17 protein-coding genes are annotated in these 26,214 nt (G+C 33.8%); 8 read left to right on the top strand and 9 right to left on the bottom strand.

From position 1 onward, the window contains the following. Positions 1-225: 225 nt before the first annotated feature. Positions 226-2,775, bottom strand: a complete 2,550-nt coding sequence (locus KMW28_RS00250) for a hypothetical protein (protein WP_169665776.1) — start codon at positions 2,773-2,775, stop codon at positions 226-228. 315 nt (positions 2,776-3,090) lie between these two features. Here KMW28_RS00250 and KMW28_RS00245 point away from each other — a divergent pair, with 315 nt between their 5' ends. The 3 genes from KMW28_RS00245 to KMW28_RS00235 all read left to right on the top strand — a co-directional run bounded on the left by KMW28_RS00245 (position 3,091) and on the right by KMW28_RS00235 (position 8,454). Further along, complete coding sequence (locus tag KMW28_RS00245; RefSeq protein ID WP_169665774.1) at positions 3,091-6,108, top strand: SusC/RagA family TonB-linked outer membrane protein; 3,018 nt, start codon at positions 3,091-3,093, stop codon at positions 6,106-6,108. A gap of 12 nt (positions 6,109-6,120) precedes the next feature. Continuing rightward, positions 6,121-7,755, top strand: a complete 1,635-nt coding sequence (locus tag KMW28_RS00240; RefSeq protein ID WP_169665773.1) for a SusD/RagB family nutrient-binding outer membrane lipoprotein — start codon at positions 6,121-6,123, stop codon at positions 7,753-7,755. Positions 7,756-8,010: 255 nt separating this feature from the next. Further along, the gene (locus tag KMW28_RS00235) at positions 8,011-8,454 is read left to right on the top strand and encodes a GNAT family N-acetyltransferase (RefSeq protein WP_169665771.1); all 444 of its coding nucleotides are present in this window, start codon (positions 8,011-8,013) and stop codon (positions 8,452-8,454) included. Between the two features lie 56 nt (positions 8,455-8,510). Here KMW28_RS00235 and KMW28_RS00230 read toward each other — a convergent pair whose 3' ends face one another. Both KMW28_RS00230 and KMW28_RS00225 read right to left on the bottom strand, forming a co-directional pair. Further along, complete coding sequence (locus KMW28_RS00230) at positions 8,511-9,242, bottom strand: chalcone isomerase family protein (RefSeq protein WP_169665769.1); 732 nt, start codon at positions 9,240-9,242, stop codon at positions 8,511-8,513. 159 nt (positions 9,243-9,401) lie between these two features. Beyond that, a complete protein-coding gene (locus tag KMW28_RS00225; RefSeq protein ID WP_169665767.1) occupies positions 9,402-10,820 on the bottom strand; it encodes a BCCT family transporter in 1,419 nt (472 codons plus the stop codon). A gap of 161 nt (positions 10,821-10,981) precedes the next feature. Here KMW28_RS00225 and KMW28_RS00220 point away from each other — a divergent pair, with 161 nt between their 5' ends. After that, positions 10,982-13,426 carry a DUF7619 domain-containing protein gene (locus KMW28_RS00220; protein WP_169665765.1) on the top strand — a complete coding sequence of 815 codons (2,445 nt, stop codon included), beginning with the start codon at positions 10,982-10,984 and terminating at the stop codon, positions 13,424-13,426. Positions 13,427-13,517: 91 nt separating this feature from the next. Here KMW28_RS00220 and KMW28_RS00215 read toward each other — a convergent pair whose 3' ends face one another. Further along, positions 13,518-14,954: a BCCT family transporter gene (locus tag KMW28_RS00215; protein WP_169665764.1), complete on the bottom strand. Its 1,437-nt coding sequence runs from the start codon at positions 14,952-14,954 to the stop codon at positions 13,518-13,520. Between the two features lie 222 nt (positions 14,955-15,176). Between KMW28_RS00215 and KMW28_RS00210 the strand changes: the two genes are divergently transcribed. The 3 genes from KMW28_RS00210 to KMW28_RS00200 all read left to right on the top strand — a co-directional run bounded on the left by KMW28_RS00210 (position 15,177) and on the right by KMW28_RS00200 (position 16,942). Continuing rightward, the gene (locus KMW28_RS00210; RefSeq protein ID WP_169665763.1) at positions 15,177-15,959 is read left to right on the top strand and encodes a HipA family kinase; all 783 of its coding nucleotides are present in this window, start codon (positions 15,177-15,179) and stop codon (positions 15,957-15,959) included. After that, positions 15,946-16,332 (top strand): DUF3037 domain-containing protein, encoded by a 387-nt coding sequence (locus KMW28_RS00205; RefSeq protein WP_169665762.1) that lies wholly within the window; start codon positions 15,946-15,948, stop codon positions 16,330-16,332. The genes KMW28_RS00210 and KMW28_RS00205 overlap by 14 nt, the downstream gene beginning before the upstream one ends. A gap of 178 nt (positions 16,333-16,510) precedes the next feature. Then, the gene (locus KMW28_RS00200) at positions 16,511-16,942 is read left to right on the top strand and encodes a hypothetical protein (protein ID WP_066211198.1); all 432 of its coding nucleotides are present in this window, start codon (positions 16,511-16,513) and stop codon (positions 16,940-16,942) included. Between the two features lie 67 nt (positions 16,943-17,009). Here the strand turns inward: KMW28_RS00200 and KMW28_RS00195 are convergent, their stop codons facing one another. From KMW28_RS00195 to KMW28_RS00175, 5 genes are read right to left on the bottom strand one after another with little or no spacing between them, the layout of a single operon-like run. Then, on the bottom strand, positions 17,010-19,367 hold the full coding sequence (locus KMW28_RS00195; RefSeq protein ID WP_169665761.1) for an ABC transporter permease: 2,358 nt from the start codon (positions 19,365-19,367) through the stop codon (positions 17,010-17,012). Between the two features lie 2 nt (positions 19,368-19,369). Then, positions 19,370-21,754 (bottom strand): ABC transporter permease, encoded by a 2,385-nt coding sequence (locus KMW28_RS00190; protein ID WP_169665760.1) that lies wholly within the window; start codon positions 21,752-21,754, stop codon positions 19,370-19,372. 14 nt (positions 21,755-21,768) lie between these two features. After that, positions 21,769-22,458 carry an ABC transporter ATP-binding protein gene (locus KMW28_RS00185; protein ID WP_169665759.1) on the bottom strand — a complete coding sequence of 230 codons (690 nt, stop codon included), beginning with the start codon at positions 22,456-22,458 and terminating at the stop codon, positions 21,769-21,771. A 30-nt stretch (positions 22,459-22,488) separates the two neighbouring features. Then, positions 22,489-23,742 (bottom strand): efflux RND transporter periplasmic adaptor subunit, encoded by a 1,254-nt coding sequence (locus KMW28_RS00180; protein WP_169665758.1) that lies wholly within the window; start codon positions 23,740-23,742, stop codon positions 22,489-22,491. A 10-nt stretch (positions 23,743-23,752) separates the two neighbouring features. Next, the gene (locus KMW28_RS00175; RefSeq protein ID WP_169665757.1) at positions 23,753-25,081 is read right to left on the bottom strand and encodes a TolC family protein; all 1,329 of its coding nucleotides are present in this window, start codon (positions 25,079-25,081) and stop codon (positions 23,753-23,755) included. Between the two features lie 313 nt (positions 25,082-25,394). Here KMW28_RS00175 and KMW28_RS00170 point away from each other — a divergent pair, with 313 nt between their 5' ends. Further along, positions 25,395-26,213, top strand: coding sequence for an ATP-binding cassette domain-containing protein (locus tag KMW28_RS00170; RefSeq protein ID WP_169665755.1), 819 nt, complete (start codon positions 25,395-25,397; stop codon positions 26,211-26,213). Position 26,214: the final 1 nt, after the last annotated feature.

The raw sequence follows: 26,214 nt of genomic DNA, 5'->3' as shown, positions 1-26,214 counted from the left end.
GTGGTGTAAATGTGGATAACTCATTTCAATAAAGAAGAAATAGAATTTTCATTGAGAGAGAAATCTAATTCTATTCAACTCTTTAAAAACACAAAGAATTTAAAATCGATAAGAAAAATTGATGATGGTTATCATGTTTTTTGTATTATGATTTATATAATTGAGAATAAATGTAAATAGTACATTATATCGAATTAAATAAAGAATGATGTACGGATGTTTATATTAATCTACAATTTCATCAAATGATTTGGTGTAGGGCTCTCCAAAGAACTTAAGGTGATAATTCGAAAATTTAGTAAACTCTTGATGTGCCTGCACCTTTTTATCCATTAATAATAAGGTTTGAATTTTTAAATTTAAAGCCTCTTCATCCAATTTGTCATACTCAAAAATGCAATCGATAATTTGATTCTTAAATGATAAGTCATTTACCCTTTTTGCAGAGTAAATGAGCGTTTCTAAAATTTCAGATTTAATTTTAGATAAAGTTTCATCGATATATTCAAATGCCATTGGTTGTAAACCACTACCCTTTTCCACGATTTGATAGAAGTTGATATAGTCTTTAATAGCTACATTTTGATAATATAATTTCTCTTTCACTTCTAGGAAATGGTAAAACTCGTTGTAAAAAAGATCATCAAATGAAAAGGCCCAGGCGTTATTTTCAAATACCAATTGTATGCCTTCACATTGTTCTAAAATAACACGTAAACGACGTATGGTCACAGAACGATTGTTTTTAGATTTTGCTTTTGTAGAATCAGGCCATAAAAGTTCTGTAAGTTCTTTTGTTGTAATATGTCGATGATGAGTAAAAGGATAGAATAATATAATAAGGAATACCTGTTTTAGTTTCTCAGTGACCTGATGGGAGATATTTCGGTTTTCATTATCGTAGAGTTTAAATTTACCAAAGATATAGAGCGCATTCTTATCTTGTTTTTTCTCCTTTTCCATAGGGTAAAAAGGAATGAAGTCTTCCTGCTTTTCTTCTACTTTTTGGGTATCAAAAATCTTCTTATCTTTTGATGTTTTCCCCTTTTTAGGACGATAAAAATAGCTTACAGAGTAAACAAGAATGAGAATACCGATGATTAAGATAAAATAGCCAAAGTTAAAACTATCACTTCCAGCCTGACTTAAATGATCTAATTTTACTCTTTGAATTGAATTAATAGGTGGACCTTTAAGTTCATAAATCATCAAAATAGATGTATTCTGCAAATAAGATCCATTCAAATAACATAAATAGAAAGAGTGATTATAAGGGTTCCTAAATAATTTAATTTCAGATTGGGTATCTCTATATTTTAGATTGATAGTATCAGAAACGGGATTCAATTCTCCATTTTCCATATTAATTGCCATCAGTTGAATGGTCGTATTATGGTTATTATTTAGAAAAACCGCACTGTAAAAATATTTTCCATCTTTATCCAAGTAAATATCTCCGACATTACTCATATTTTTAATCGGAGGTTTCATCTCCCAAAGTTTCGTAATCGAATCTTTTTCAGTATCGATTTTATAGAGATCATAAAAAAACTGTGAGCCATAAGTTTGGTCACCATTTTCATTACCTATGCCCCCATAAAGTAAATACTCATTATTATTGAGTTTATACTGTGACATTCGATTTCTTGGAGCAATGCTATCACCTTTTAAAGGACATAGTTCTCTCTTTCCATAGGTACGATTATATTTTCGGTAATCAGTTTTAAACTTAAACATTCCAAAACCATTGATCTCCTTGATCTCATTTGTAGAGTCATTATAAAAAATGTTCGGGTGAAGATATTCAACCATATCTTTATTATTAATGACTCTTTGTGCTACCGTATCCCCATAATATAGAGAGGAAATAGATTTACCGCGAATATCAAAAACCAAGTATTTCTTTTCTTTGGGCAGATTGATCCCTTCGAAAATTCCCGTTTTAATCGCTTTAATTGGTGCTTCGGTGGTAACTACTCTCTGTGATCTTATATTGATCCTATTGAGAAATTTTTGGTCGATAGAAATGATTTCTTTTTTAAGACTATCATACACCAATGCTGGATGAAAAGCGGTTTCTACTTCTGCTATTTTTTTCCAATGATAATGATCTTTTAGAAGCCAATTTGGACGTTCTACACTTCCATCTTTATTATGATGTACCTCATTGGCACTACTTCCTTTATACTCATTTAAAGGCCAGTGATAGTCTTTCTTACGAGAAGAAATTTGAACGTTATTTAGTGTAAAAGTAGGTATTTGAATAATTTCATTTTCATTATCCTCGGATGATCCAAAAATGAGTTTCAAATTTGATAGATAAGGAAATTCAGTAAGAGAAGATTCGAACTTTTGATTACCAATTGTAACTACAATAGTTTTCTTTGATTGATTGATGTTGATTTCAAAATCACTTAAATCAACATATTGACCATACTGACTTAACGGTATCTGTATAAGGTGTCTTTTTTGATCAAAAGTAATGATCAAACTATTCTCACTTCTATTTTTTCCAGGATAATAAATGAGATCAATTTTATGTTTTTCATCCCCAATAATCCTGAGAATATTACCGATGAAATAAGACTTTTTTAACGACAAATTAAACTTTAGTTTAATCTCTTTTCCTACTCTTATTTGCTCTTTTTTAGGCAATAAAAGTGAGGTCGTCTGCTTGTCTAAAATTGCAGAGCTTTCAAAAGAAAGTCCACCTTGTCCAAAACACACATTGATTGAAATGAAAAATAAAGTTAGGCTTTTAATAATTTGAGACATACTGGCTTTAGCTTGTTAGTATTCGATTTAACTAGAATTAGGTCGATAGTGAGATATTGAAATAGTTGTTAGAATTATAGATATGCGATTTCTAAAACTATTTTAATTAATGCAAAAGATAAGGGGGTATTTTTTATATATGTACATTGTTAAGGAGATTAATACCCTTGTTTTTGCATATTTTAATAAATTTATCCCATTTGTAACCTCCCTTGTACCGCTAAAAGTAAATCTACCGCCTGTACTATTGTAACATCCTTTCGGGGACATGGTAACGATTTAATAACTTTCGATTTGTACTCTTAATTATTCATTATGATAAGACTTCAACTGTTTGCAATCCTACTTTTTATAGGTACGATTTCTACAGCATTGGCCCAGGATTCTTATGTCCGGGGTACAGTGTTAGATGCAAAAAGTAAAGCCACATTGCCTGGTGTAAATATCTCTATAAAAGGGACGACACAGGGAGTGATTTCAGATATAGACGGGAAGTTTGTATTGGAGGCTGAAATTGGACAAGAATTGCTTTTCACCTTTATAGGGTATCAGCAAAAGGAATATATAGTAACCTCTTCTAATGAAATAGAAGTTTTATTAGAGGAAGACATAGAAGAACTTAAAGAAGTGGTAGTAACTGCATTAGGAATATCGAAAGAGAAGCAAGCTTTAGGCTATGCTGTATCGGAGATTGGTAGTGACGATTTAACACAAGTCAATACTGGATCGCTGATGAACAGCCTAGGTGGACGAGTTACAGGGGTACAAATCTCTGGAAATCGACCAGGTCAGGCTTCCTCTATAAGTATTCGTGGTAACGCCTCTTTAAAGGGTAGTAATTATCCGTTAGTTGTAATAGACGGTGTCCCTATGGACGAAAAAAACAAAGGTGGTGTAGGCCGTTGGGGTGGCACAGATAAAGGTGATGTTTTATCGATGATTAACCCCGACGACATTGAATCGACCAATGTTTTAAAAGGGGCTGCAGCCACTGCTTTATATGGTAGTCGTGCTTCGAATGGCGTCCTTTTGATTACAACTAAAAAGAGTAATAAAAAAGATGGAATTGGTGTTGATATCAGTTCATCGATGGTGTGGAGTACACCTAATAATATGCTGACCGATAGACAGACAGTCTACGGGCAGGGAGCACAAGGTCGAGTACCATCATCTAGTGCAGAAGTAATGGATACCGGACTTTCGAGTTGGGGAGCTAAAATGGGAAATCAGAAGTATATTGGTTTCGATGGGAATGAGTATCCTTATACGAACCAATGGGATCCGATGTCCATATTTAGTACGGGCTATGTGTACAATAATAGTGTAGCCGTATCCGCAGGAAACGATCTCTTACAAGGAAGAGTATCTTATTCGAACCAACAAGTTCAAGATATTTTACCTTCAACAAATATTCAGAGAAATACGGTTTCAGCAAGGGTAAATAGTGATCCTTCAAAACGTCTTTCGATAGATACTAAACTGACTTATATTAATCAGGAAGCCAATCGTTCTGCTGGAGGAGAAACCACTTTTAATCCAGCAAATGCTTATCATAGGATGCCTGCCACACAATCTGCAGAAATCTTTAAAAAGAATAGACATCAACCAATTTTTATGAATGATGTGTATACTTTAAACCCTTACTGGGTGATGGACAATTTGTACATCAAAGATTTTAAAGATAAAGTATTACTATCGGCAAATGTGAGTTTGGAGTTACTTAAAGGTGTAAAATTAAACTACAGAAATGGTATTGATTTTACTTCTGGAAGAGACGAAACGATCACACCAATTGGTACTCCATTTTTGAGTGATGGTGAAAGTAAAGTCAGTAGTCTACAAAGAATGGAGATGAACCACGATCTTTATTTGAACATCAATAAAGATATCGGAAGGTTCAATATTTCTGGTCTATTGGGTGCGAATATGATGCGTACTGAACAGAATAATGTAGGTATTGAAATGCGTCAATTTTATTCTGATTGGTATCATGTAAGTAATGCAGCCATGGTAACAGGTACTCAGAATCATTCTGAAAAAGAAATGAATTCGGTGTACGGGTCAATGGACTTTGGTTACGATAAATGGATTTACCTAACAGTAACAGGTAGAAACGATTGGACATCGACTTTATCAGAAGGAAACAATTCTTATTTCTATCCTTCTTTGAGTTCGAGTTTGATTGTATCAGAGAAAATTAATTTGCCAACATGGTTCTCCTTAGCGAAGATAAGGGGGTCATGGGCACAGGTAGGATCTGATACAGATCCATACAAATTGTATCAAACCTATAGAACGGCAGGAAATGGTTTTATTAATAAGAATGGAAATAAAGTTCTTCCTGCTGGTTTTTCTGGAGCGATGAATAATGCCAACTTATCTCCAGAGATGACCACCTCTATAGAGTTTGGTGCAGACTTAGGATTTTTTCATGATCGTGTGAATATGAATGTCACTTATTATGATCAAATCACCGAAGATCAAATTATCGCTATGGATGTTTCGGATGCTTCAGGTTTTACTAGTGTTTTGGTAAATGCAGGTAGCATGAGTAACACAGGTGTTGAGGTATCATTAAATCTAGTTCCTATAGTCAATAGAAACTTCACTTGGGAATTGGGCGTCAACTATACTTATAATAGGAATAAGGTAAATAGTTTGATTGGAGACATGGAACGAATGACCATAAGTGATTATGGTAATGTTAGGGTCGATGCTATTGTTGGCGAAGAGTACGGAGTAATCATGGGTAGGGATTATCAAAGAAATGATATTGGTGATATTTCCTACGATGATAATGGATTGCCACAGTACACTTCAGAAATGGTAGCGATAGGGAACATGAACCCTGAAGCTATAATCGGTTATTCGTCCAACTTTAGTTTTAAGGGAGTACATTTTAATGTGCTAATCGATCAACAAATTGGAGGAGAGTTCTATTCAGGTACAAATTCAGATATGTATGCTTCGGGAACGCACATCAACACCTTAGAAGGAAGAGATGTTTATTACACTCAAGGTGTGGGTGCGAACCCGGAGTTGTACTACAACAGAATTTCGGAAATAAATTCAGAGTTTATAAGAGATGCATCTTATATAAGAGTGAAAGAGGTGAGTTTAGGTTACGGTCTTCCCTCCTCTTTCTTAAAGAAGATTCATCTTTCATCAGCAAGAATATCTGCAGTAATGAGTAATCCATTTTTTATATGGAAAGCTGCAGAGAATGTAGATCCAACAAGCATTTTAAATGCTTCTAGTACAGGAGGTGCATTGGAGTTTGCATCAATGCCATCGGTAAAAAGTTATGGTTTCAATTTAAATGTTTCATTCTAAAATCAACTGATTATGAGATTATTAAGACGAATAACATTATTACCCCTTTTAGTCGGCGTTTATTCTTGTGTGAATCCTGAAATAAATGTTGATCCAAATAAATCAACCAATATGACCCATGAGAATGTAATGGCTTATGCTATTCTTCATGGTGTGGGAGATGATTATGATATCTGGAGAGGTAATTTGATTTACGGTGAACAGTTTATTCAACATTTGTCATCAACATCAAAAAGTTGGGCAGGGAATTATTACACCTACAACGAGGAGTATATGTCTGCTTTTTGGGAAAGAATATATAGAGAGTGTACAAACAATCTCGAAATTATTTCGTCAGAGTTAAAAGGGGATGGTGTAGATAAGAATGCGAATAAGCTAGCTGTCATCCAAGTTCTTCAAGTATGGAATTACCATCGGTTAGCCGATTTTTATGGACCTATCCCCTATTCTGAGGCTGGAAAAGCAGAGACAGAACAAAATTTCACACCTAGATACGATGATGTGAAAGACATCTATTTAGGGAATGAAGCGAAAGGAATTGTTGGGTTATTAACACAGCTTGAACAAGCACAAAAAGTGTTGAGTAATCCAGGAACTGATGAGACATTTATAGAAGGCGACTTATTTTTTAATGGTGAATTAAGCAGATGGAATTTATTCTGTAACTCTCTAATGTTACGATTAGCATTAAGAGTTTCAGATAAAGCTCCTGATGTCGCCCGAAAGTATATTCAGAAAGCTTTTGATGGAGGTGTGATTTTGGAAAATAGCGATAATGTGTTTCTGAATCATACTACTGATAATAGCCGATATATGAATCCAGTGGCTAGAGTCTTCTTTAATTACGGAGGTGTGAGCGGACATTTATTTAGGTATTCTGATACGTTTATCAACACCTTAAAAAATTATACAGATGAGGTAGATCCAAGGTTAGCTTTTCTTGCGGGAGTATATAATCCGGATGAAAAATACTTTGAGGATACTCAAAACTATTACGGTTTACCAAATGGTCTTGAAACCAATGAAATGACAGACCTATCGGAAGAACTTGATTTTGATGATAAGTTTGAGGAAGGTATTGGGGTTTATGGTTTCGCTCAACCTCATAGAAAAAACTTGGTGCATTATACTGCCCCAACCATTGTTTTTCATGCGGCTGAAACTAAGTTTTTATTGGCTGAAGCTGTACTGAAAGGGTTATTATCAAATGGTAAGGATGCAAATACTTACTATAGAGAAGGAATTAAAAAAGGTATGGAGCTAATGGAAGATTATAATCCAGAAGCTGCTATATCCAACTCAATGATCGACAACTATTTATCTCATGTACCTGATTTAGGTACCAATTCATCGATGGGGTTAGAAGGATCCCTAGATGAAATTCAAACTCAGAAATGGATTTCTCTTCTATTGAATGGATATGAGTCTTATGCCGAGTGGAGAAGGACTCATTATCCATCGATAGTAACTAAAAACCAAGTGAAGCATCCGGACAATAGATCCAATGGGAAAATTCCTGGTCGTGTAATGTATCCTAGTAGAGAACAAGGAACGAATGCGAAAGGGTATCAGTCGGGAATTCAGTACTTGGAAAGTGGAGAAAATGATTTCGTTAGCGATCTATGGTGGGCAAAAGACCATCATTAATAAAAAGAAAAAATTTAGAAGTTAAGAATAGAAAACAGATTGACTTAAGTAGAGACTTAGCAAAAACTAAAACCAATTATTTTTTATTTCATGGTTTTTAATCATGATTTAGCTAAAAACTAGATAGTAGTTCAAATTAAGTAAAGTTTAAAACAGTAAATTAAAATCAAGATGAATTTAGCGAAAGCTAAAGCCAATTACTCCCCTCGATCAAAATTTGATCTTGGGGTTTCATCTTTTCATTAAATTAGAGATATGTTAATCAGAGAAATTAAAATAGAAGAATACAATCAACTGGAGGACTTTCTTTACGAAGCCATTTTTCAGTTTGATCCGGAAAATCTTATTCCTAGAGAAGTCATTCAGTTACCTGAAGTTTATGTATTTATCAAGGATTTTGGGAGTAAGAAAGACGATTATTGTTTAGTAGCTGAGGCCGATAATAAAATTGTAGGTGCAGTTTGGGTTAGAATTATTGATGGTGAAATCAAAGGTTTTGGACATATAGACAAACACACACCAGAATTTGCCATATCAATTATTCCTGAATATCGAGGAAAAGGAATAGGGACAAAGTTGATGCATTGTATGCTCAATTATTTAAAACAAAAAGGATATAAACAAGCTTCTTTGAGTGTTCAGAAGGAAAACTACGCACTTCGTTTATATCAGAAAGTAGGATTTGAAATAATAAAATAGAAAGACGAAGATTATTTGATGTTGTTCGATTTAACCGATCATTAATTGATCGGTTATTAAAGATTATTTTTATTCAAATCATCTAGAGGTTTTATACCCATAAGGTCCTTTTTCAACTTTTTATCAAAAGCATCATTACCAATGAAAACATTTAAGATCGCTTTTTGAAAAGCTTTATCATTTGCCTTAAAAACTAATTCGCCTTTTTTATAAATCTGTGTGAGGTTACTCCCTTTGAATACAATTCTGTAATGATCTCCTTTACAATTTTTCTTTTCGAATAAAGCGATAAAATCGTCGATATAATTATTGTAACTTTCTTCGTACCCTCTATTAGCAATATTAAATGCGTCTTCGAAGAAAGGTTTTGTTTCTGTAAAACGTTTTGGGAAAAATATTTCGTTGTCCTCTATGTTCTTAAATAGTTCATCAAATTCACCGGTTTTGAGGAGATCTTTGTTTTTTTCATGCAATTCAATCAGTTCTTTGATTGTATTCTCCGATTGGAACTGAGCAGAAGAAATCACAAAATCAATAATTCTGGTATCTGTAGAATAGATGATGTCTAAATTTTCTTTTGAAGGATTTTTGAGGTACAATCCACAGCCAAAAATTTTAAAAATCTTTATTTCATGTTTTCCACTTCCATTTAATGTAAACGTTTGATCATCAAATTCTATCTGATGATTGAATTTTACATTATACAATGCATCAAGTTGATGATCGGACTGACCATAAACAATAGAACTATAATGAATAATTAGCGTGAGGATTATTAATTTTTTCATGATTGATTAGGTAGTTGAAATTTATCAGTATAAAAGGAATAATAAATAAGGTTTCAGGTTTATTTTATTCTTCAAAATTTTTTCGAAGTTCATTATTTTTTGAAAAACTGTATTTATTCTACCGTTAATATTTCTTACTACTGTTTATAGTATTACACTTTACTTATTTCTGATAATAGACTTCATTAAACTAATTCCTTGTAGGATTAGGATGAGTGTAAAGGGAAATGCCCCAAAAATGGCAATCACTTTATTTAGGTCTACATTGTTTTGATAGAGTAAGCCAATAGTAATGGAATAAAGTAACAACGCCCATGTCATTTTATTGATTCTAGAAGTGTTATTGGTCAACATGCTGGTGACATAAATTGCTGAATCGGCACTAGTGATCACAAAAGTGATTAATAATAATATGCATATTCCACCTAATAATGGGGCGATATCAAATAGTTCGAGATAAGTAAAAAGACCGAATGTATAATTTTCGTTTACAGCACTTTGTATGGCTTCTATTTGATGACTATGCATTGCATTTCCACCAAAAACAGCAAACCAAAGTACACTCACTAAAGTGGGATATATCAAAATACTTAAGATAAATTCTCTAATTGAACGACCTTTTGATATTCGAGCGATAAATAATCCTGTAAAAGGTGCCCAAGCAATCCACCATAAAAAATAGATAATACTCCACGATTGTGACCATGGTCTATTCGGTTCATCAATAAAAAATGATAGGGAAGGAAGTTCTTGTAGATAAGATAAGACGGATGAAAGGAAAAGCTGAATTGTTTGAAGTTGATTGTTCATCAAAAAGATGATACCTAAAAGAAGTAGAGCCAATACTACATTAAAATCACTCAATAGCTTCACTCCTTTTTTCAAACCAGTAATTGATGATACCGTAAAGATCATTGTAAGTAAAGAAAGCAATACAATTCTAAATGCAAGTCCAGTGGTTATGCTTGAGGAGAAATAATGTTCAATTCCGCTTTGAATTAAAGCAATACTGTTAGCAAGTGTACCTGCCACTCCAAAAATTATACTGATCACTCCCAAGAAATTTAAGATCTTAAAAGCCTCATTATTTTTCTTAGTTAAGCTACTGACAACATCCATTTCTCTCCCTTTTTTATAGGCAAACCAAGCAAAGGTTAGCCCTGAAAAAGCATAGATTCCCCATGCATGTAAACCCCAATGGAAATTAGTAATCGATAAAGCGAGCATTGGATCGTGCGTAGTGTTGATCGGTGCATTTAAATGATAGACAGGCTCTGCAACACCCCAAAATATTAATCCACTGCCCATGCCGGCGGCAAACAACATCGCTACCCAAGAGAAAGTAGAAAATTCTGGAGGTTCATCTCCTAGTTTAATCTTGCCCAAAGGCGATATGGCAATTCCAACACAAACCATCAGAATACAACTCACTAACCACAAGATCGGTCGATCTAGCGTATGCAATAAAAAGTTGATGACTACTTGTAAAGTATCAATAGTTTTGGAAGGGAAGATTAAAAAAATGAGTGCGATTAACCCCGTAAAAATGATGCTCCTATTGTTGAAATTGATCTTCATATGCATTATCAAACTTAATCATTTTACAACGGAGTTCATATGATTATGAATCGAATATCAGAATGGAAAAATATTTGCTTAAGAAGTCATACAGTTATTTTTAACAAAGTAACCAACAGTATTTAAACTTATTTTTTCTCAACTATTTTTTATTGCTACTAATGAATATTAAATCAATTCAATGGTTTATTGGGATCGTTATGATCTTAATATTCCAAACTTCTCATGCACAAGATGTCTATTTTGAGGATAACAAACTGTTTTCAAAAATTAAAGGCAACGGAGTGGACACTAGTGGAGACGGTATCATTCAAGTAAGTGAAGCCGAAGCTGTAACCTCTTTAACAATTGAGAGAGCAGAAGGAATTTCTAGTTTAACAGGCCTAGAAGCTTTTATCAATTTAGAGACATTAGTCTTCGAAACATATTGGGGCCGATATTTTAATAGAGTCCTCGATGTTAGTGTTCTACCCAAACTTAAAGTACTAGATACTTATGGTATTAAAAAGGTAAATATTGGTCAGTTAGACTCATTAAAAACCGCAAAGTTTGTCTATTCACCAATAGATTCTGCAGATTTTTCACAAGCAAAAAACTTGGAGTCCATTTCTATTTCATCCAATCAAATGGAATACCTGAAAGTGGCTGGGTTATCTAAACTTAAATCGTTAAGAATTGGTGGTAACTTAAACTCTCCATCCAATACTTTTGATACCTTGGATTTAACGGGGTTAGTGAGTCTAGAAGATCTGTATATCAACACAATTAAAATTGATTCTTTGGATTTATCTCCGGCTATTCAATTAAGAGAAATTGATTTCCCTAACTCATCATTGTTAAAAACCTTGGATTTAAGAGCCAATAAAGAGTTACGAAGAATTATAATTACAGAGAGTCAACATTTGGAATCTATCAATGTTACAGGTCTTGATTCTTTAGGTTTCATGAACTTTAATAATGACACATTACTCACAACGGTTATCGGAAGTGAAACACTAAAAAATCTCGAAGGAGTAGGTATTACACACACACCAATTGATTATACCACATTGGGTATTGATTTCTCTAAGTTGGATTTTATGTCATTGAATGAATGTATTCCAATGCTGGACGAAAATAAGGTGTATGACTACATTATTATTCAAGATGAAAATTCATGTTTTAACGTCATCCCAGAAGCAGAATGGGGTATCGTTTTATGGGAAAGTCGTGTAGTTCCTTTCACTCCAAATGTTTGTAACCGATTAAATAATGTTCTAGGATGTAAAAACTATCCGGTTATCGAAGGAAACATATTTTCTGATATCAATAAAAACGGAACAAAAGAAGAGGATGAATTTGGGTATAAAGGAGTAGAGTTATTTTTTGAACCCGGCGATTATTCAACATTTACTGATGATGAAGGGAATTATTATAAATCATTACCTGATACTGGCACTTATACCGTTTCTGTTATTACGCCAAACTTATTTGATGCTACCCCTCAGACTTTTACAGTTCACTTGGGAAACACATTTGATATCGTAAATCAAGATGTTGCCTTACAGCCCAACGAAATCATGAAGGATGTGAGTGTAAGCATATCATCATTTAGCAGATCACGTCCTGGTTTTGATATGGAATACATAATTGATTACGGTAATGTGGGTACGGAAGTAGTGGATTCTTCCATTATCACATTCCCAATTCCCAATTCATTTGAGATTGATCCCGCTATTGAAAATGTATTTGTTAACGGAAATTTCTTAAATATTAATGTAGGTCGATTACAGTCTGGTCAACAAGGGCGATTTAGAATTTATGGAAAAACTGCTCTGAATACTTTAGGAACAGAAGAATCGGTGATCGTCAATATGAATACATTTACTACAGAAAGTAACTACGCCAACAATGCGGATACGATTTCTTATACCGTTACAGGAAGTTTTGATCCAAACGATAAATTGGGCGTAGATTCAGTTTTCATTTCGGAAATAGAACAAGGAAAGATCTTAGATTACAGAATCCGTTTTCAGAATACAGGAACAGATACCGCTTTTACTGTGATCGTAAAAGATACATTATCCGAATTACTTGATTTATCTACGTTAGAGATGAAATCTACATCTCATACCATGACTTCAGAACTAGAGGATAATACTTTGATCATGACTTTTAATGATATTCTACTAGTTGATAGTGTGACCAACGAGCCGGATAGTCATGGTTTTATTTATTATGAAATTCAGCCCTACACAGATCTACTAGTAGGCGATTCTATCTTGAATAGTGCAAGTATTTATTTTGATTTCAACGATCCAATAGTTACCAACACTACGGTAACAAGAATTGTGGATAACCCGGAAGAAGAAATAATAGCTTCCACGAATGAAATAAATACGAGTACACATAAGATTTATCCAAATCCTTCAAATCATATCCTAACGTTAGATATAGGAACAAAGGATGTTGAAATGTTTGATTCTAACGGTGTAAAGCAACCTATTCAATGGTTATTTTCAAAAAATCAAATATCAGTAGCTCATTTAAGCCCTGGAATGTACCATCTAAGGTGGATTTCTAATGATGGATATTTGCAAACAGAATCGATAATCATTAATAGATAAAAACACAATAGATTGCTCCCTTCTATCTTTAGGGTAACTTATTAAAAAGGTCCACAATGTGAAATTGATAACATTGTGGACCTTTTCGATTTTACTTATTCTTTTCTTTATAATCTTGCTTTACCGATCTAAAAAACATGACTCCTTGAAGTAATAGTATTATCATAAATGGAATGGCTCCTGTTGTCGAAATTACTTTATTGAGATCTACATTATTTTCGTAGAGTAAAGCAATTGAAATAAAAATCAACATAATGGACCAAACAATTTTATTGGTGGTCGTTCCATTTTTAGTCAATAAAGACGTAACAAAAATGGCAGAATCAGCACTGGTTATTACAAATACAATTAAAAGGAAAATACATAGATAAGAAACAATCTCACCAAGAGGTAATTGCTCTAAAAAGATATATATACCATTGGTGTAATCTAGATTAATTGCTTCTTTAAACATTGGAAGATAATCGGAGAATAGACCACCTCCACCAAATACCGCAAACCAAAATATGGTAACAAGAGTGGGATAGAAAAGTATGCTAAAGATAAATTCTCGAATTGTTCTACCTTTTGAAATTCTAGCTATAAATAAACCACAAAATGGTGCCCAAGAAACCCACCAAAGGAAATAAACAATCGTCCAAGTTTGTGACCATTCTCGTGCTTCATCAGGAATACTTGTTGATAACCTTGGTAGTTCTTTTACAAATGAAATGAGGGAATTAAAGAAAACATCTAATGCCTGCAGAGGACTAATAATGTAAAAGATAAAGCCTAAAATGACGAAGGTGAGTAATACATTAAAGTCGCTTAATACTTTTACTCCTTTTTTTAATCCACTAACCGATGATAGCATAAATGCAATGGAAAGCAGTATCAATAAAATAACTCTAAAAGAAAAACCAGAAATAGAATCGATCCCAGTAAGTCTTACTAATCCAGTTTGAACAATGGCTACAGAATTAGCTAATGTACCCGAAACGCCAAATAGAATGGTGATTACAGCTAATAGATCTAATGCCCAAAAAAGTTTATTTCCCTTTTTTACTCCAAAGGAAGAAGAAATATCCATTTGTCGGTTTTTGTTGTAAGCAAACCAAGCGATAATCAAACCAGAGAAAGCATATATTCCCCAAGCCTGTAATCCCCAATGAAAATTAGTGATGGATAAGGCGACATAAGGATCTTGATCAGGGTTTAATGGAGATTGTAAATGATAAACAGGTTCTGCCACTCCCCAAAAGATAAGTCCACTGCCCATACCCGCAGCAAAAAGCATGGATACCCAAGAAAAATTACTGAATTCTGGCTTGCCTTCACCAAGTTTTAGTCGACCAATTGGAGAAAGACCAATAGCAATACAAATAATAAGAATGGAAGTCACAGTCCATAATAAGAGGCGGTCACAAGTTTGTAATACAGAGTTGATAAGATAGTTTAATGCTTGTACAGTTGTTTCAGGGAAAAGTATAAATATTGAAGCAATACAAAAACTAATGATGATACTGTAATGGTTGAAGTTTAACTTCATAATATAGGTTTTAGTAAAAAAATAACGGCTATGGTAGAGGTGAGTTCATACCAATAGCCGTTTTTAAACATTTAAAATTAACACATAAACTATTCTATTACTGTTATTAAACCCGAATGGAAGTTCTTATAAATCAATCGAAAAAGGGAAATGCTTTTCTATTCTTTGTGCAACTTCAGTAGAAAACCTTATTTTTATCACTTCACAGAAAACAACCCATTCATGTATAACAAAGAAATCCGATTGGTAAATATGACGAGATACGTCACACCACTAAGAGAAGGAGGTTCCCTTCCTGCTATTGTGGAATGTGATGATGGTTTCGATTATGTCATAAAATTCAGAGGTGCCGGACAAGGAGTAAAAGCATTAATTGCAGAGCTTATTGGAGGAGAATTAGCAAGGCAACTCGAATTGAATATGCCTGAATTGGTATTTATTCATCTCGTTGATACATTCAGTAAATCGGAAGGAGATGAAGAAATTCAAGACCTATTGAAGTTTTCTGAGGGATTAAATTTAGGGATGAGTTACCTAAGTGGAGCAATTACCTACGACCCTTTAGTAAGTATTGCCGATCCTATGGCTGCATCAAAAGTAGTGTTATTAGACAGTATCATTACCAATATTGACCGCACACATAGAAATACCAATTTATTGAATTGGAATAAAGCATTATGGGTGATAGATCATGGTGCAAGCTTGTATTTTCATCATTCTTGGGATGGATGGGAAGAACATGCAAAACGTAAATTCCCGATGATCAAAGATCATGTGTTATTAGCTAAAGCCACAAAATTGGAAGAAGCGAAAGCATTCCTAAAAGAAAAATTAACACCAGAAATCATCGAAGGAATTGTACATTTGCTGCCTGATGATTGGTTAATTGACCCAACTGGAGAAACTACACCCGATCAAAGAAGAGAAGTGTATAAAGAATTTCTGAATATCAGAATTAAAAATATTGACGAGTTAACTAAAGAAGCGATAGATGCAAGAGGATAAATATGTATACGAGTATGCCGTCATTCGCTTTGTACCTAAAGTAGAAAGAGAGGAGTTTATGAATGTGGGTGTGATCTTGTTTTGTAAGAACAGGAAGTACATCCAAATGAAATATCATATTGATGAAACACTCTTCAATGCATTTTCACCAGAAATATCTATAGATGAGGTGTACGATTACCTCAAAGCATGGGAATTGGTTTGCGAAGGGAAAAAAGGTGGAGTGATCGGTGATCAGGATATTCCAAGTCGTTTTCGATGGTTAACAGCAACACGTTCTACATTATTACAATGTGGTAAGGTGCACCCAGGAATGTGTGAACATCCAGAAAATATTTTGGAGGGTTTGTTTGAAAAGTATGTTGGAAGATAAAAAAACACCCAAGAATCCTTGAGTGCTTTTCGTCTATTTGTCTAACTATTATAATTAAATTCTTTCTGTTACATAAAGGCTTGAAATTTGATTATACATGAGAATATGTATAAGTTTATTTTTTATAAACATTCTTCAAAAAAGTTCAGTCACCTAATCTGACATAAATTCATCCTTTATGAAAAAGTTTTTAACCTACTTCTTTGCACTTTTATTTATCGGTTTTATCACATCATGTTCAAATGATGATGAAACTGAAGCAGGCCCTAAACCTGAAATTACGGTTACAGGAATCGATAATGGAGTGATTACAGGAGCGGTGAATATTAAAGCGAAAGCTGATAATAAAATTGAAAGTTTCATCATTAATCTAACGGCTTTAAACTTCGGGGATATCGATTTAGCCAAGGAACCAAGCGAAGCAACAGCTCCAGTATTTGATTTCTTAGGAGTAAATTATCAAGAAGTCTATGGAGCGACAGAATATACTTTAACGATCAGTGAAACGGCATTACTATTATTGCCGGCAGGACAAGGAACTATTCCAGTTACTGTTACTGATCAGAGAGGACTTACTACTTCAACTACAATTGAGTATACAAAAGAGTAAGCAAAGCCTTTCTTATTCAGAAAGTGTTGTCAAATTTTATGTTGACAACACTTTTTTTTATCCAAAATTATAAATCTCTCAACACCTTCGCTGGATTAATATTTACTACTTTCCAACAAATTAAAGTGATGGTCGCTATAGCTATAATAGAAATACTAATGCCTAATATTCCCCAAGTGATAAAGTCAATATCAATTCTCTCGGGAAAGGTCGAAATCCAATCTGAACTTAAGTGATACGCCACCGGAATAGACAATACAAAAGATAATGTAATCCATTGCAGATAAGTTCTGTTGAACAACATCAGTACATCCAATCGTGATGCCCCATTCACTCTTCGGATACTCATTTCCTTTGTACGCTTGAGGACTGAAAAACGAGTAATTCCCCATAATCCTGAAACAGCAATAAGTAACGCAATACCTCCAAAGAATAAGCTAGCTTGTTGTTGCCCTTTGATATATTGATAATTCACCGCAATGGCATCATTATAGAAATACACATATGATCGGGCATCCGGAAAGTCATTTTGGAACTCTTCATTCAATTCATTGGCTAATTGATAAGGATGAGGTGATGATGTTCTCACATTGATAAAATCCAATTCCCAACCATCAATTTTTGCAGCGGTAGTAATTACTAAAGGACCACTTTGATACATAAGAGAATTAAACTTTATGGAAGGAATAATACCAACTACTTCATAATCTCTTCCATTTCTATGTACAATTGTACCAAGTCCTTTCCATCCTTCCAGTTTAGTAAATGCCTCATTTACCAATAGTTGGTAATCACTTATTTTCTTATTTTCATGAAGTTCTTCTCCCTCTAAAAGAGGAATATCAAAAGTCTCCAAAAAGTCGTTACTCACATATAAAGAATGTACTATTTCAAGTTTATCATTATCGCTAATTCTAAATCCATTTCTAGTAAGTCCAAGCCCTATCATTTGAGAGGAGAAACTGACGACTTCTACTCCAGGTTTCTTTAATATTTTCTGTTTGAAATTTTCTAATTTATCTAATGAAACAATAGTGGATAAATCTAGTGTAAACACATTTTCGTGTTGAAAACCCAAGTCTTTCGTGAGTAAATGACGATGTTGTTGATATACCGTTATACCAATGCATGATAATATAAATACTGTGGTAAACTGAAGTACCAAAACCATCTTTTCACTCCATCCTTTAGAGTAGAAAATACTAGTTTGTCCGTTTAAGCTTCTCGATAAAGAAGTCTTTTTGATACCCCTTAAAGATAAACTACTCAAGACCATTGTCAGTGCAATTCCGATGAGGGCATAAAACGCAAGAATATAGAAAATGTAATTACTTAAATAGACTCTAGTCAATAATTGTTGATTAAGAAACGGCAGAGCGATATTTAAAGCAAGTAAGGAAATTAGAATGGCAGAACTCACCATCAGGAATACCTCTAAACAAGTCGATATCCATAAATCTTTATGATGTGCACCATAGATTTTCATTAAAGTTAGGGAATGGATTTCTTCATCTTTCTGTGCCGTGTATAACACCACAAAGTTTAAAAGTGATAAAGCTAAAATGATCATTCCCCCAGAAATAATAATTAACATGCTTTCTGTACTTCTTGGATTTCCAATATCGTACTCCAATCCTTTATTAAGGTGTATGTTTTCGATAGGTTGAAGTGACGTCTCCATACTTAGATAATCTTGAACAAATACATCATCCAGTATTTTATCCATAGCAGCAATCGTTTCTGCTTTCTGATCCTCATGCAACAATTTGATGTAGACATTAAATGTCCAACCTCCATTCCAACCTAAATAGGCATTATTTGTATCAGTTAACCACTTTTCTGGCAATAAGACATCAAATTGTATGTGGGAATTGGCAGGTCGATCTGGAATAATTCCTTGTACTGTCAGTTTATCTCCATACAATTCTAATTCCTGTCCAATAGGATCATTATTACCAAAAACTTTCTTAGAAAACGACTCTGAAATAACAGCACTCGTCTTGGTTTGAAGCACTTTTTCAGCATTTCCTCTAATCAATTCTATATTAAAGAACTTTAGATAATTTGCAGATCCCACAGCTGTATTCACTTCTTCATGTCTTTCATTCAAAAGGTAAATCGGCATCTGACTCGGATTGCTCATCATGAACATCTCGTTGATGTTTTCGATCTTATCTAAAAACGTTCCTCCTTCAGGATAATAGGCTTGTGCTGAATAGGCGGTGTTATCATAAAACACCCTTTTGTGTGTAATTCTATAAATATTGTCCTTATAGAAGTTATCAAAATTGGTTTCTAAGTGGAAGAAAAGGAAGATGAATAATGCACTCGCCAACCCCAAACTCAATCCCAATAAATTGATGATGGTATTTTGATAATTTTTGATCAGATTTCTGATCGCCAGTGATAGATATATATTATACATAACTATAAGTCTCTTAAAATCTTAGATGGATTGATGTTGACTACTTTCCAACAGATTAAAGTGATGGTAGAAATCGACATCAGAAGAATACCAAAGGCTAGTGTACCCCAAATCAAAAAGTTAATCTCAATGCGATCGGGAAAATTTGATAGCCACTGGGTACAGAAGTAGTGGGAAATAGGTAAAGAAATGAGAAATGCCAACAAGATCCACTGCAGGTAATCTTTATTGAAAAGCATTAAAATATCTAGCCTCGAAGCACCGTTTACTTTGCGGATACTCATTTCCTTTTTGCGTTGTAGAACAGAGAATCGTGTAATTCCCCACAAGCCACTAGTGGCTATAAGTAAAGAAATAATACCAAAGAAACTTCCTGCTTTTTGTTGTCCTTGAATAGCCGCATAGTTTTGTTGCAATTCCTGATCGTAGAATAGAATTTCTGATCGGATATTTGGAAAGTACTGCTCCCATAAGTCCTCTAATTGTTCAACAAGACCAATAGGATTATCTGAGTTGTATTTGATATTTACATAATATCTATCCCATCCATCTTCATCACTTGTCGTTAATAATAGAGGGCCTGTTTCTTCTATTAAACTATTAATTGATAAAGGTTGAAGAATACCAACTACCTCAAAAGTTTCATCACCAAGTACCACTTTTGTACCTATACCATCCCATCCATCAAACTTTTTGAATGCTTCATTTACGATACATTGTTGAGTGGATAGCTGCTTATTTTTATCAAATAATCTTCCTTCTTTGAGCTGTATATTAAAGAAATCAAGATGGTTATCATCAGCATGTAAAATGTTAGCTAATTCTTCTTTTTTAGATGCTCCAACCGTAATCACAAAAATACTTGAACTATTTTTCCCTTCTCCTAATCCGATCATTTCATTGGAAAGCATTATATCATCAACATCAGCAATTTTTTTAATTTCTTCTTTAAAGTTTTCCAACTTTTGATTTGAGATTTTATCATTCGAATTGAGTTTCAAAACCAATGTATTGCTGTAGTCAAATCCATAATCAGAAATAAGTAAATGTTGATATTGTTGATAGATTGTTATGCCTATGGAAACGATAGAAAACACAATCAAAAACTGTATAACTAAGAGTCCTTTTTCAGTTCTATTTTTTGATGAAAACAGTTGAGTTTGTCCACTTAAACTTTTTGCTAAAGAAACTTTGCTTACTCTCCTTAAAGAAAGGTAACTAAGTGAAATTGTTAGAAGAATACCGATAATAAAATAGAAAATAACTATGTCCTTTAAATACTGTCTCAAGCTGACAACCGCATTTAATTGTTCGTTGAGAAAAGGTAACATTCCATAAAGGAAAATAAAGGAAATACCTGTAGCTACTAACAACAATAAGCTTATTTCTAAACAGGTCGATCGAATCAAATCTTTTTGATGTGCACCAAATATTTTCATTAGTGTAAGCGACGTGATCTCCTTATCTTTTTGAACACTGTATAATACTATAAAATTAAAAAGTGCAAGTGACAGTATCGTAATTCCCACTACTATGATAATTAGAAAACTCTCATAAGAACGTGATTTCACATAGTTATAACTGAGTCCGCTTTCATCGAAATGAATCTCTTTTATATGCTGAATAGTGGCCTTATTATTAATTCCAAATGGACTAAACTTTACCGATAATAGTTGATTGATTTGTGCTAAAGTGGATGGAATTTCTTCTTGATGCTGGAACTTTAAATACAAGTTGAAAATATTGACACCTTCCCAAAGATAAAATGTATGCAACTTCGATTTCAACGAATTAATAGAATAGATAATATCATATTGAACATGACTATTAATAGGAAGATCCTGAAAGATGCCTTTAACGATGAAAGTATCATTTTTAAATTCTACTTCTTGTCCAATTACAGGGATGTTCCCGAAATATTTCTTAGCAAAAGATGCAGAAAGAAGAACATCTTTTTTATCATTCAATACCGTTTTTTCATTTCCTTCTAATAAAGGAATATTGAAAAATTGGAAATAATTATTTTCAGCTGCAATTGCCTTAACATTGTCTATTTTTTCGTTCTTAAAGTAGAAATAAGAGATGTTATGTTGCCTATAAACTGTGGCATAGTCAGTTACATTATCAAATTTTTCCTGATAATTCACTCCGTGTGGATAGGAACAAAGTGGTGTGAAAAGACTATTACCACCAGAAACGGACATTTCATAATTCATTCTATAAATGTCCTCATCGAAAAAATTATCAAAGTTACTTTCGGATTGATAGAACAGAAAAACAAACAACGCACTCGCCAACCCCAAACTCAATCCCAATAAATTGATGATGGTATTTTGATAATTTTTGATCAGGTTTCTGATCGCTAGCGAAAGATATAGTTTGTACATGATCGGAAGAGGGGTTAGAATAAATCAATTTCGTTTTCTACTTCAGTCACTATTTCTCCATCCAAAAGAGAAATTACACGATGTGCATAATTGGCATCTCTCTGCGAGTGGGTCACCATCACAATTGTTGCTCCCTGACGGTTCAGTTCGGTCAGCAATTCCATTACTTCCTGACCATTTTTTGAGTCCAAGTTACCTGTAGGTTCATCGGCCAATATCAGTTTAGGTTGGGCAACTACCGCTCTGCAAATACCGACTCTTTGTTGCTGACCACCCGATAATTGTTGTGGATAATGATTTCTTCTATGGCTAATTTTTAAACGATCCAAGACATCTTCCACCTTCTTTTTTCTATCTGATTTACTTAAATCAAGATAAGCCAAAGGCAGCATCACATTTTCTGAAACGGTTAATTGATTGATCAAATGGAAGTTTTGAAAAACGAACCCGATATTCCCTTTTCTAAGGTTGGTACGCTGAGATTCTTTGTAATCTGCTACTTCCTTCCCATCCAATTGATAACTACCCGAAGAAGGACTTTCCAAAAGACCAATCACGTTAAGTAAAGTAGATTTACCACAGCCCGAAGGTCCCATAATGGCAATAAACTCCCCTTCTTTCACATGTAAATTGACTTTCTTTAATGCTTGTGTTTGTACTTCTTCTGTTTGGAAGTACTTGTTGATTTCTTCTAACTTGATCATAATAGCTAATTATATTATAATTTAATTTTTTTATTCAAAGACTACCTTGTCATAGCCTCCTAATTGTTCATATTTCGAAATAATTACCTTCTCTCCTGCTTTTAAACCTTTTGTAATCTGATATTTAGAAGCATTTTGAGCACCAATTCGGATCTCTCTTTTTTCGGCATAAGTACCATCTTCTGATACCACATATACCCATCGGCCAGCGGTCTCACTATAGAAATTTCCTTTTTTAATGGTGAGGGCATCAACCGGATCGTCCAAATTGATTTTTACATAAGTGGTTTGTCCTGTCCTTAGTGCTTTTGGTTTTTCGTTTTCGAATTGCAGTTCCACTTTAAACACAGCATCCTTTACCTCCGGATAAACTCGGTCAATTATCAGAGAATAATTTTGATTTTGGTACTGAAAAACTGCTTTTAACCCTTTTTTCACTTTACTGATGTAACGTTCATCGATATCAGCAATAATTTTAGCATCAGAAAGATCATATAGAATACCTAAATGTTGGCCTTGTTGTATCGACTGACCAATCTCTGCATTTAAAGTACCTAAATGAGCATTGGTAGTTGCTTTTACTTTTAAATGATCTAGTCGAGATCTTACTAATTTTAGCGTTTCTCTCATCTTTATCAGATCCTCTTCCAAGGTCTGCATCGTGGTGACTTGTAACAAAGAGTCGTTCTTTAATTTCAGCCAATTGATCTCCAACATGCTTTCCTGATATTCATAATCTTCTTTGGCCTTAATAAAGTCCTCCTCAGGCACCAAACCTTTGATTAATAAACGGTGTTGTTGCTCATAATTTCTCTTCGCCCTTTTTAATTGATAATCGCTATCCAGCATATTTTTCTTGGACTGAATCATATCATTTCTAAATGAGATGCGCGTGTTTCTTAAGTAGTTTTCTTTCTCTGCCAGGGCTACTTCACTGTTCAAAATTTGTTGATACAGCTCGTTATTTTCGAGTTCAATAATCACCTCACCTTTCATCACTTTACTGCCTTCTTCTGCGACAATTTCTTTCACTCTACCTCCTTCAACAGCATCTAAATAGATGGTTTGTTTGGGCTGAACTTTTCCTTTAGAGTTGATGTAATCATGAAATTTCTCCTGCTTCACTTCCGAAATCTGAAGCTTATTTTTATCTATTATTATTTTTGAAGAACCACTCACAGATAGCATCAAATAACTGATGCCGGCAATAACAATAGCCACTACACCGATGATCTGAATGTGTTTTCCTTTTATCTTTTTCTTTTCTTGAATTACAGTATCCATAGTTTTTTTATTAAAGCCAGAATTTGTCTCCTTGATAAAACATCAGTAATCTCTCTTTGGTTTGACACTTCAAACGAGCGAGTAAAAGATCCAATTCAGCTTGTCCTAGCTTTTGTTTTACCGTTAATAAATTGATGATATCGATGAGTCCCTCCTCATATTTTTGTAGCGCCACATCGTAGGCCACAACAGTAGAATTTTTTACTTTTTCTCCTTGTGTGATTTCCGCTTTTAAAGCTTTCCATTCTCTTAAATCGTTTCCTACAATTCGTTTCGTTTCCGTTCTAATTTTTTGCAATTGATTGTCGGCCTGTAAACGATTCAGCTTTGCACGTTGTACATTAAGTCGAACCGTATTTTGTTGAAAAATGGGAATGAACACACTAAACCCCACTGTCTGATTTAGATTATTACTTAACTGATCGCTATAAGGAATGATGTTATTCTCAGGGTCTCGGTTAGTTTGTGAATAACCCGTGTTTAATGATGCATTCATAGTGATCTGAGGGACATAATTTGCTTTAGTTGCCAACAATTGCTTCTCACTACTTTTCAAAATCAAATATTGGGATTGGATTTGTGAAGAAGTCAGCTGAAAACTTGAAAAAAGATCCTCTGCACTTCCAAAATCACGAACTTTGTGAACAGTGTTAGTAAACGTCAGATGTAAAGCTTCCATACTCTCCTCAAAATTCATTTTGTTGATAAGATTTGCTTTTGCCTCCATCATATTGTTGAAAGCTTGAATGGACAACAACCTTTCTTTCTCTAACTGAGCATTCATTTCGGCAACATCAGCTTCAGCTTTTAGCCCAACTTCTTTCTGAATAGTTGCTCTATCCACAATCTTTTCTGATAATTCGATTTGATCTTGAGCAATCTTCCATAATTCAAAAAAGTACTCTACATCGTAATAAGCCTGCATAATCTCGAAGACCAATTGCTCTTGTGCATTCTGCAAATTGTATTGAGCAGCCTGTTGTTGATACTTCTGAAACTGCATTTCGTTTTTCAATTTAAAACCCTGAAATACCGTGAAGTTCATGTTCAAGTTTCCAAAATTATTGTAGAACTGATTGTTGATATATCCGTTGGTATTTGGGTCAATAGAACGTCCTGCATTAAAGTTTCCATTGATGTTTCCACTAAAACTAGGTGCATATTTCCACTTCGCCTCTTTCACATTGATGTCGCTATTCTTTACCTCCAAAGTACTCTGAATAATATCAAGGTTATGATCTAAAGCATAGTTGATACAGTCGTTAAGCTGCCAATTGTCTTGGGCTAAAACAGTCGATGATATCGAAATAAATAATAGTATGTAAGTCCACTTTTTCATTTTAATTCTTGATGTGATACCAATAGATATCGAAAAAGTGATCTATTCTAATTAATTAGTTGATATACAATTAATTAAGTTTTAATGTAGATGGTAATGTGTAAAAAAATTATACACTAACATGTCAAAATATTTTACGCTTATCACCCACCCTTATTATTTGATGATGATCCAAAAAATTAAATCGTATTTGACTACTCTCCTTAAAGTGAGTCAGATAAAAAATAGAGAATATATTTGGAATATTAATTTATTTACACCACTTTTACAGTGCACTATATAACTAGTGCACTTAAAAACAACTATACATATTATGGTGTCAATTAATAATCTTCAATTTAGTTACTCTAAAAAAGCGACTATCATCGACCAACTAAACCTAGAGCTTGAAACAGGTAAAATTGTTGGTCTTCTTGGAAAGAATGGTGCTGGTAAAAGTACCTTATTTAAACTTCTAAGTGGTTTATTACAACCTAATGACGGAAGTATAAATGTCTTGGAAGAAACTCCTTTTAAAAGACGACCTTCTTTCCTTTCCAAACTCTTTTTGGTTCCAGAAGAATTCGAACTTCCACCCATCTCCATCAAAAGTTTTGTAGAAAGTACCTCTGTATTCTATCCTAGATTCGATAAAGGATTAATGGGTGAATTATTAGGTAAGTTCGAATTGAATGCAGAACTCAATCTGAATAATTTGTCTTATGGACAAAAGAAGAAAGTCATTATTGCTTTTTCTTTGGCGACAAAAGCAGAGTTAATTCTAATGGATGAACCAACAAATGGCTTGGATATTCCATCGAAATCTATTTTTAGAAAAATCATGGCTGGTCATTTCGAAGAAGACCAATTGATCATGATTTCAACGCATCAGGTAAAAGATATCGATACCATTATCGATCATCTGATAGTATTAGATAAAGGAGGCGTGATTTATAACGAATCTATTTTTGATTTGACTCAAAAATACGATTTCCTAAAAGTGCCTCAGATTAAAGTGGCAGATACGTTATATGCCGAACAGGTGTTGGGAGGTTATAAAACGATCGCTCCAAAACAAGATCAGGAAGATACTCAGGTAGATCTAGAACTCTTCTTTAATGCTTTAATCAACGACTATAAAAAATTTATCTAAT

Source organism: Flammeovirga yaeyamensis (genome assembly GCF_018736045.1).
Lineage (GTDB): Bacteria > Bacteroidota > Bacteroidia > Cytophagales > Flammeovirgaceae > Flammeovirga > Flammeovirga yaeyamensis.
This window is presented reverse-complemented; position numbering and strand designations above follow the sequence as displayed.

Coding starts and splice junctions, on each gene's coding strand:
- KMW28_RS00240 (WP_169665773.1), top strand. CDS start 6,121: ATGAGATTATTAAGACGAATAACATTATTACCCCTTTTAGTCGGCGTT.
- KMW28_RS00215 (WP_169665764.1), bottom strand. CDS start 14,954: ATGAAGTTAAACTTCAACCATTACAGTATCATCATTAGTTTTTGTATT.
- KMW28_RS00170 (WP_169665755.1), top strand. CDS start 25,395: ATGGTGTCAATTAATAATCTTCAATTTAGTTACTCTAAAAAAGCGACT.
- KMW28_RS00195 (WP_169665761.1), bottom strand. CDS start 19,367: ATGTATAATATATATCTATCACTGGCGATCAGAAATCTGATCAAAAAT.
- KMW28_RS00235 (WP_169665771.1), top strand. CDS start 8,011: ATGTTAATCAGAGAAATTAAAATAGAAGAATACAATCAACTGGAGGAC.
- KMW28_RS00225 (WP_169665767.1), bottom strand. CDS start 10,820: ATGAAGATCAATTTCAACAATAGGAGCATCATTTTTACGGGGTTAATC.
- KMW28_RS00180 (WP_169665758.1), bottom strand. CDS start 23,742: ATGGATACTGTAATTCAAGAAAAGAAAAAGATAAAAGGAAAACACATT.
- KMW28_RS00210 (WP_169665763.1), top strand. CDS start 15,177: ATGTATAACAAAGAAATCCGATTGGTAAATATGACGAGATACGTCACA.
- KMW28_RS00175 (WP_169665757.1), bottom strand. CDS start 25,081: ATGAAAAAGTGGACTTACATACTATTATTTATTTCGATATCATCGACT.
- KMW28_RS00230 (WP_169665769.1), bottom strand. CDS start 9,242: ATGAAAAAATTAATAATCCTCACGCTAATTATTCATTATAGTTCTATT.
- KMW28_RS00245 (WP_169665774.1), top strand. CDS start 3,091: ATGATAAGACTTCAACTGTTTGCAATCCTACTTTTTATAGGTACGATT.
- KMW28_RS00205 (WP_169665762.1), top strand. CDS start 15,946: ATGCAAGAGGATAAATATGTATACGAGTATGCCGTCATTCGCTTTGTA.
- KMW28_RS00185 (WP_169665759.1), bottom strand. CDS start 22,458: ATGATCAAGTTAGAAGAAATCAACAAGTACTTCCAAACAGAAGAAGTA.
- KMW28_RS00250 (WP_169665776.1), bottom strand. CDS start 2,775: ATGTCTCAAATTATTAAAAGCCTAACTTTATTTTTCATTTCAATCAAT.
- KMW28_RS00200 (WP_066211198.1), top strand. CDS start 16,511: ATGAAAAAGTTTTTAACCTACTTCTTTGCACTTTTATTTATCGGTTTT.
- KMW28_RS00220 (WP_169665765.1), top strand. CDS start 10,982: ATGAATATTAAATCAATTCAATGGTTTATTGGGATCGTTATGATCTTA.
- KMW28_RS00190 (WP_169665760.1), bottom strand. CDS start 21,754: ATGTACAAACTATATCTTTCGCTAGCGATCAGAAACCTGATCAAAAAT.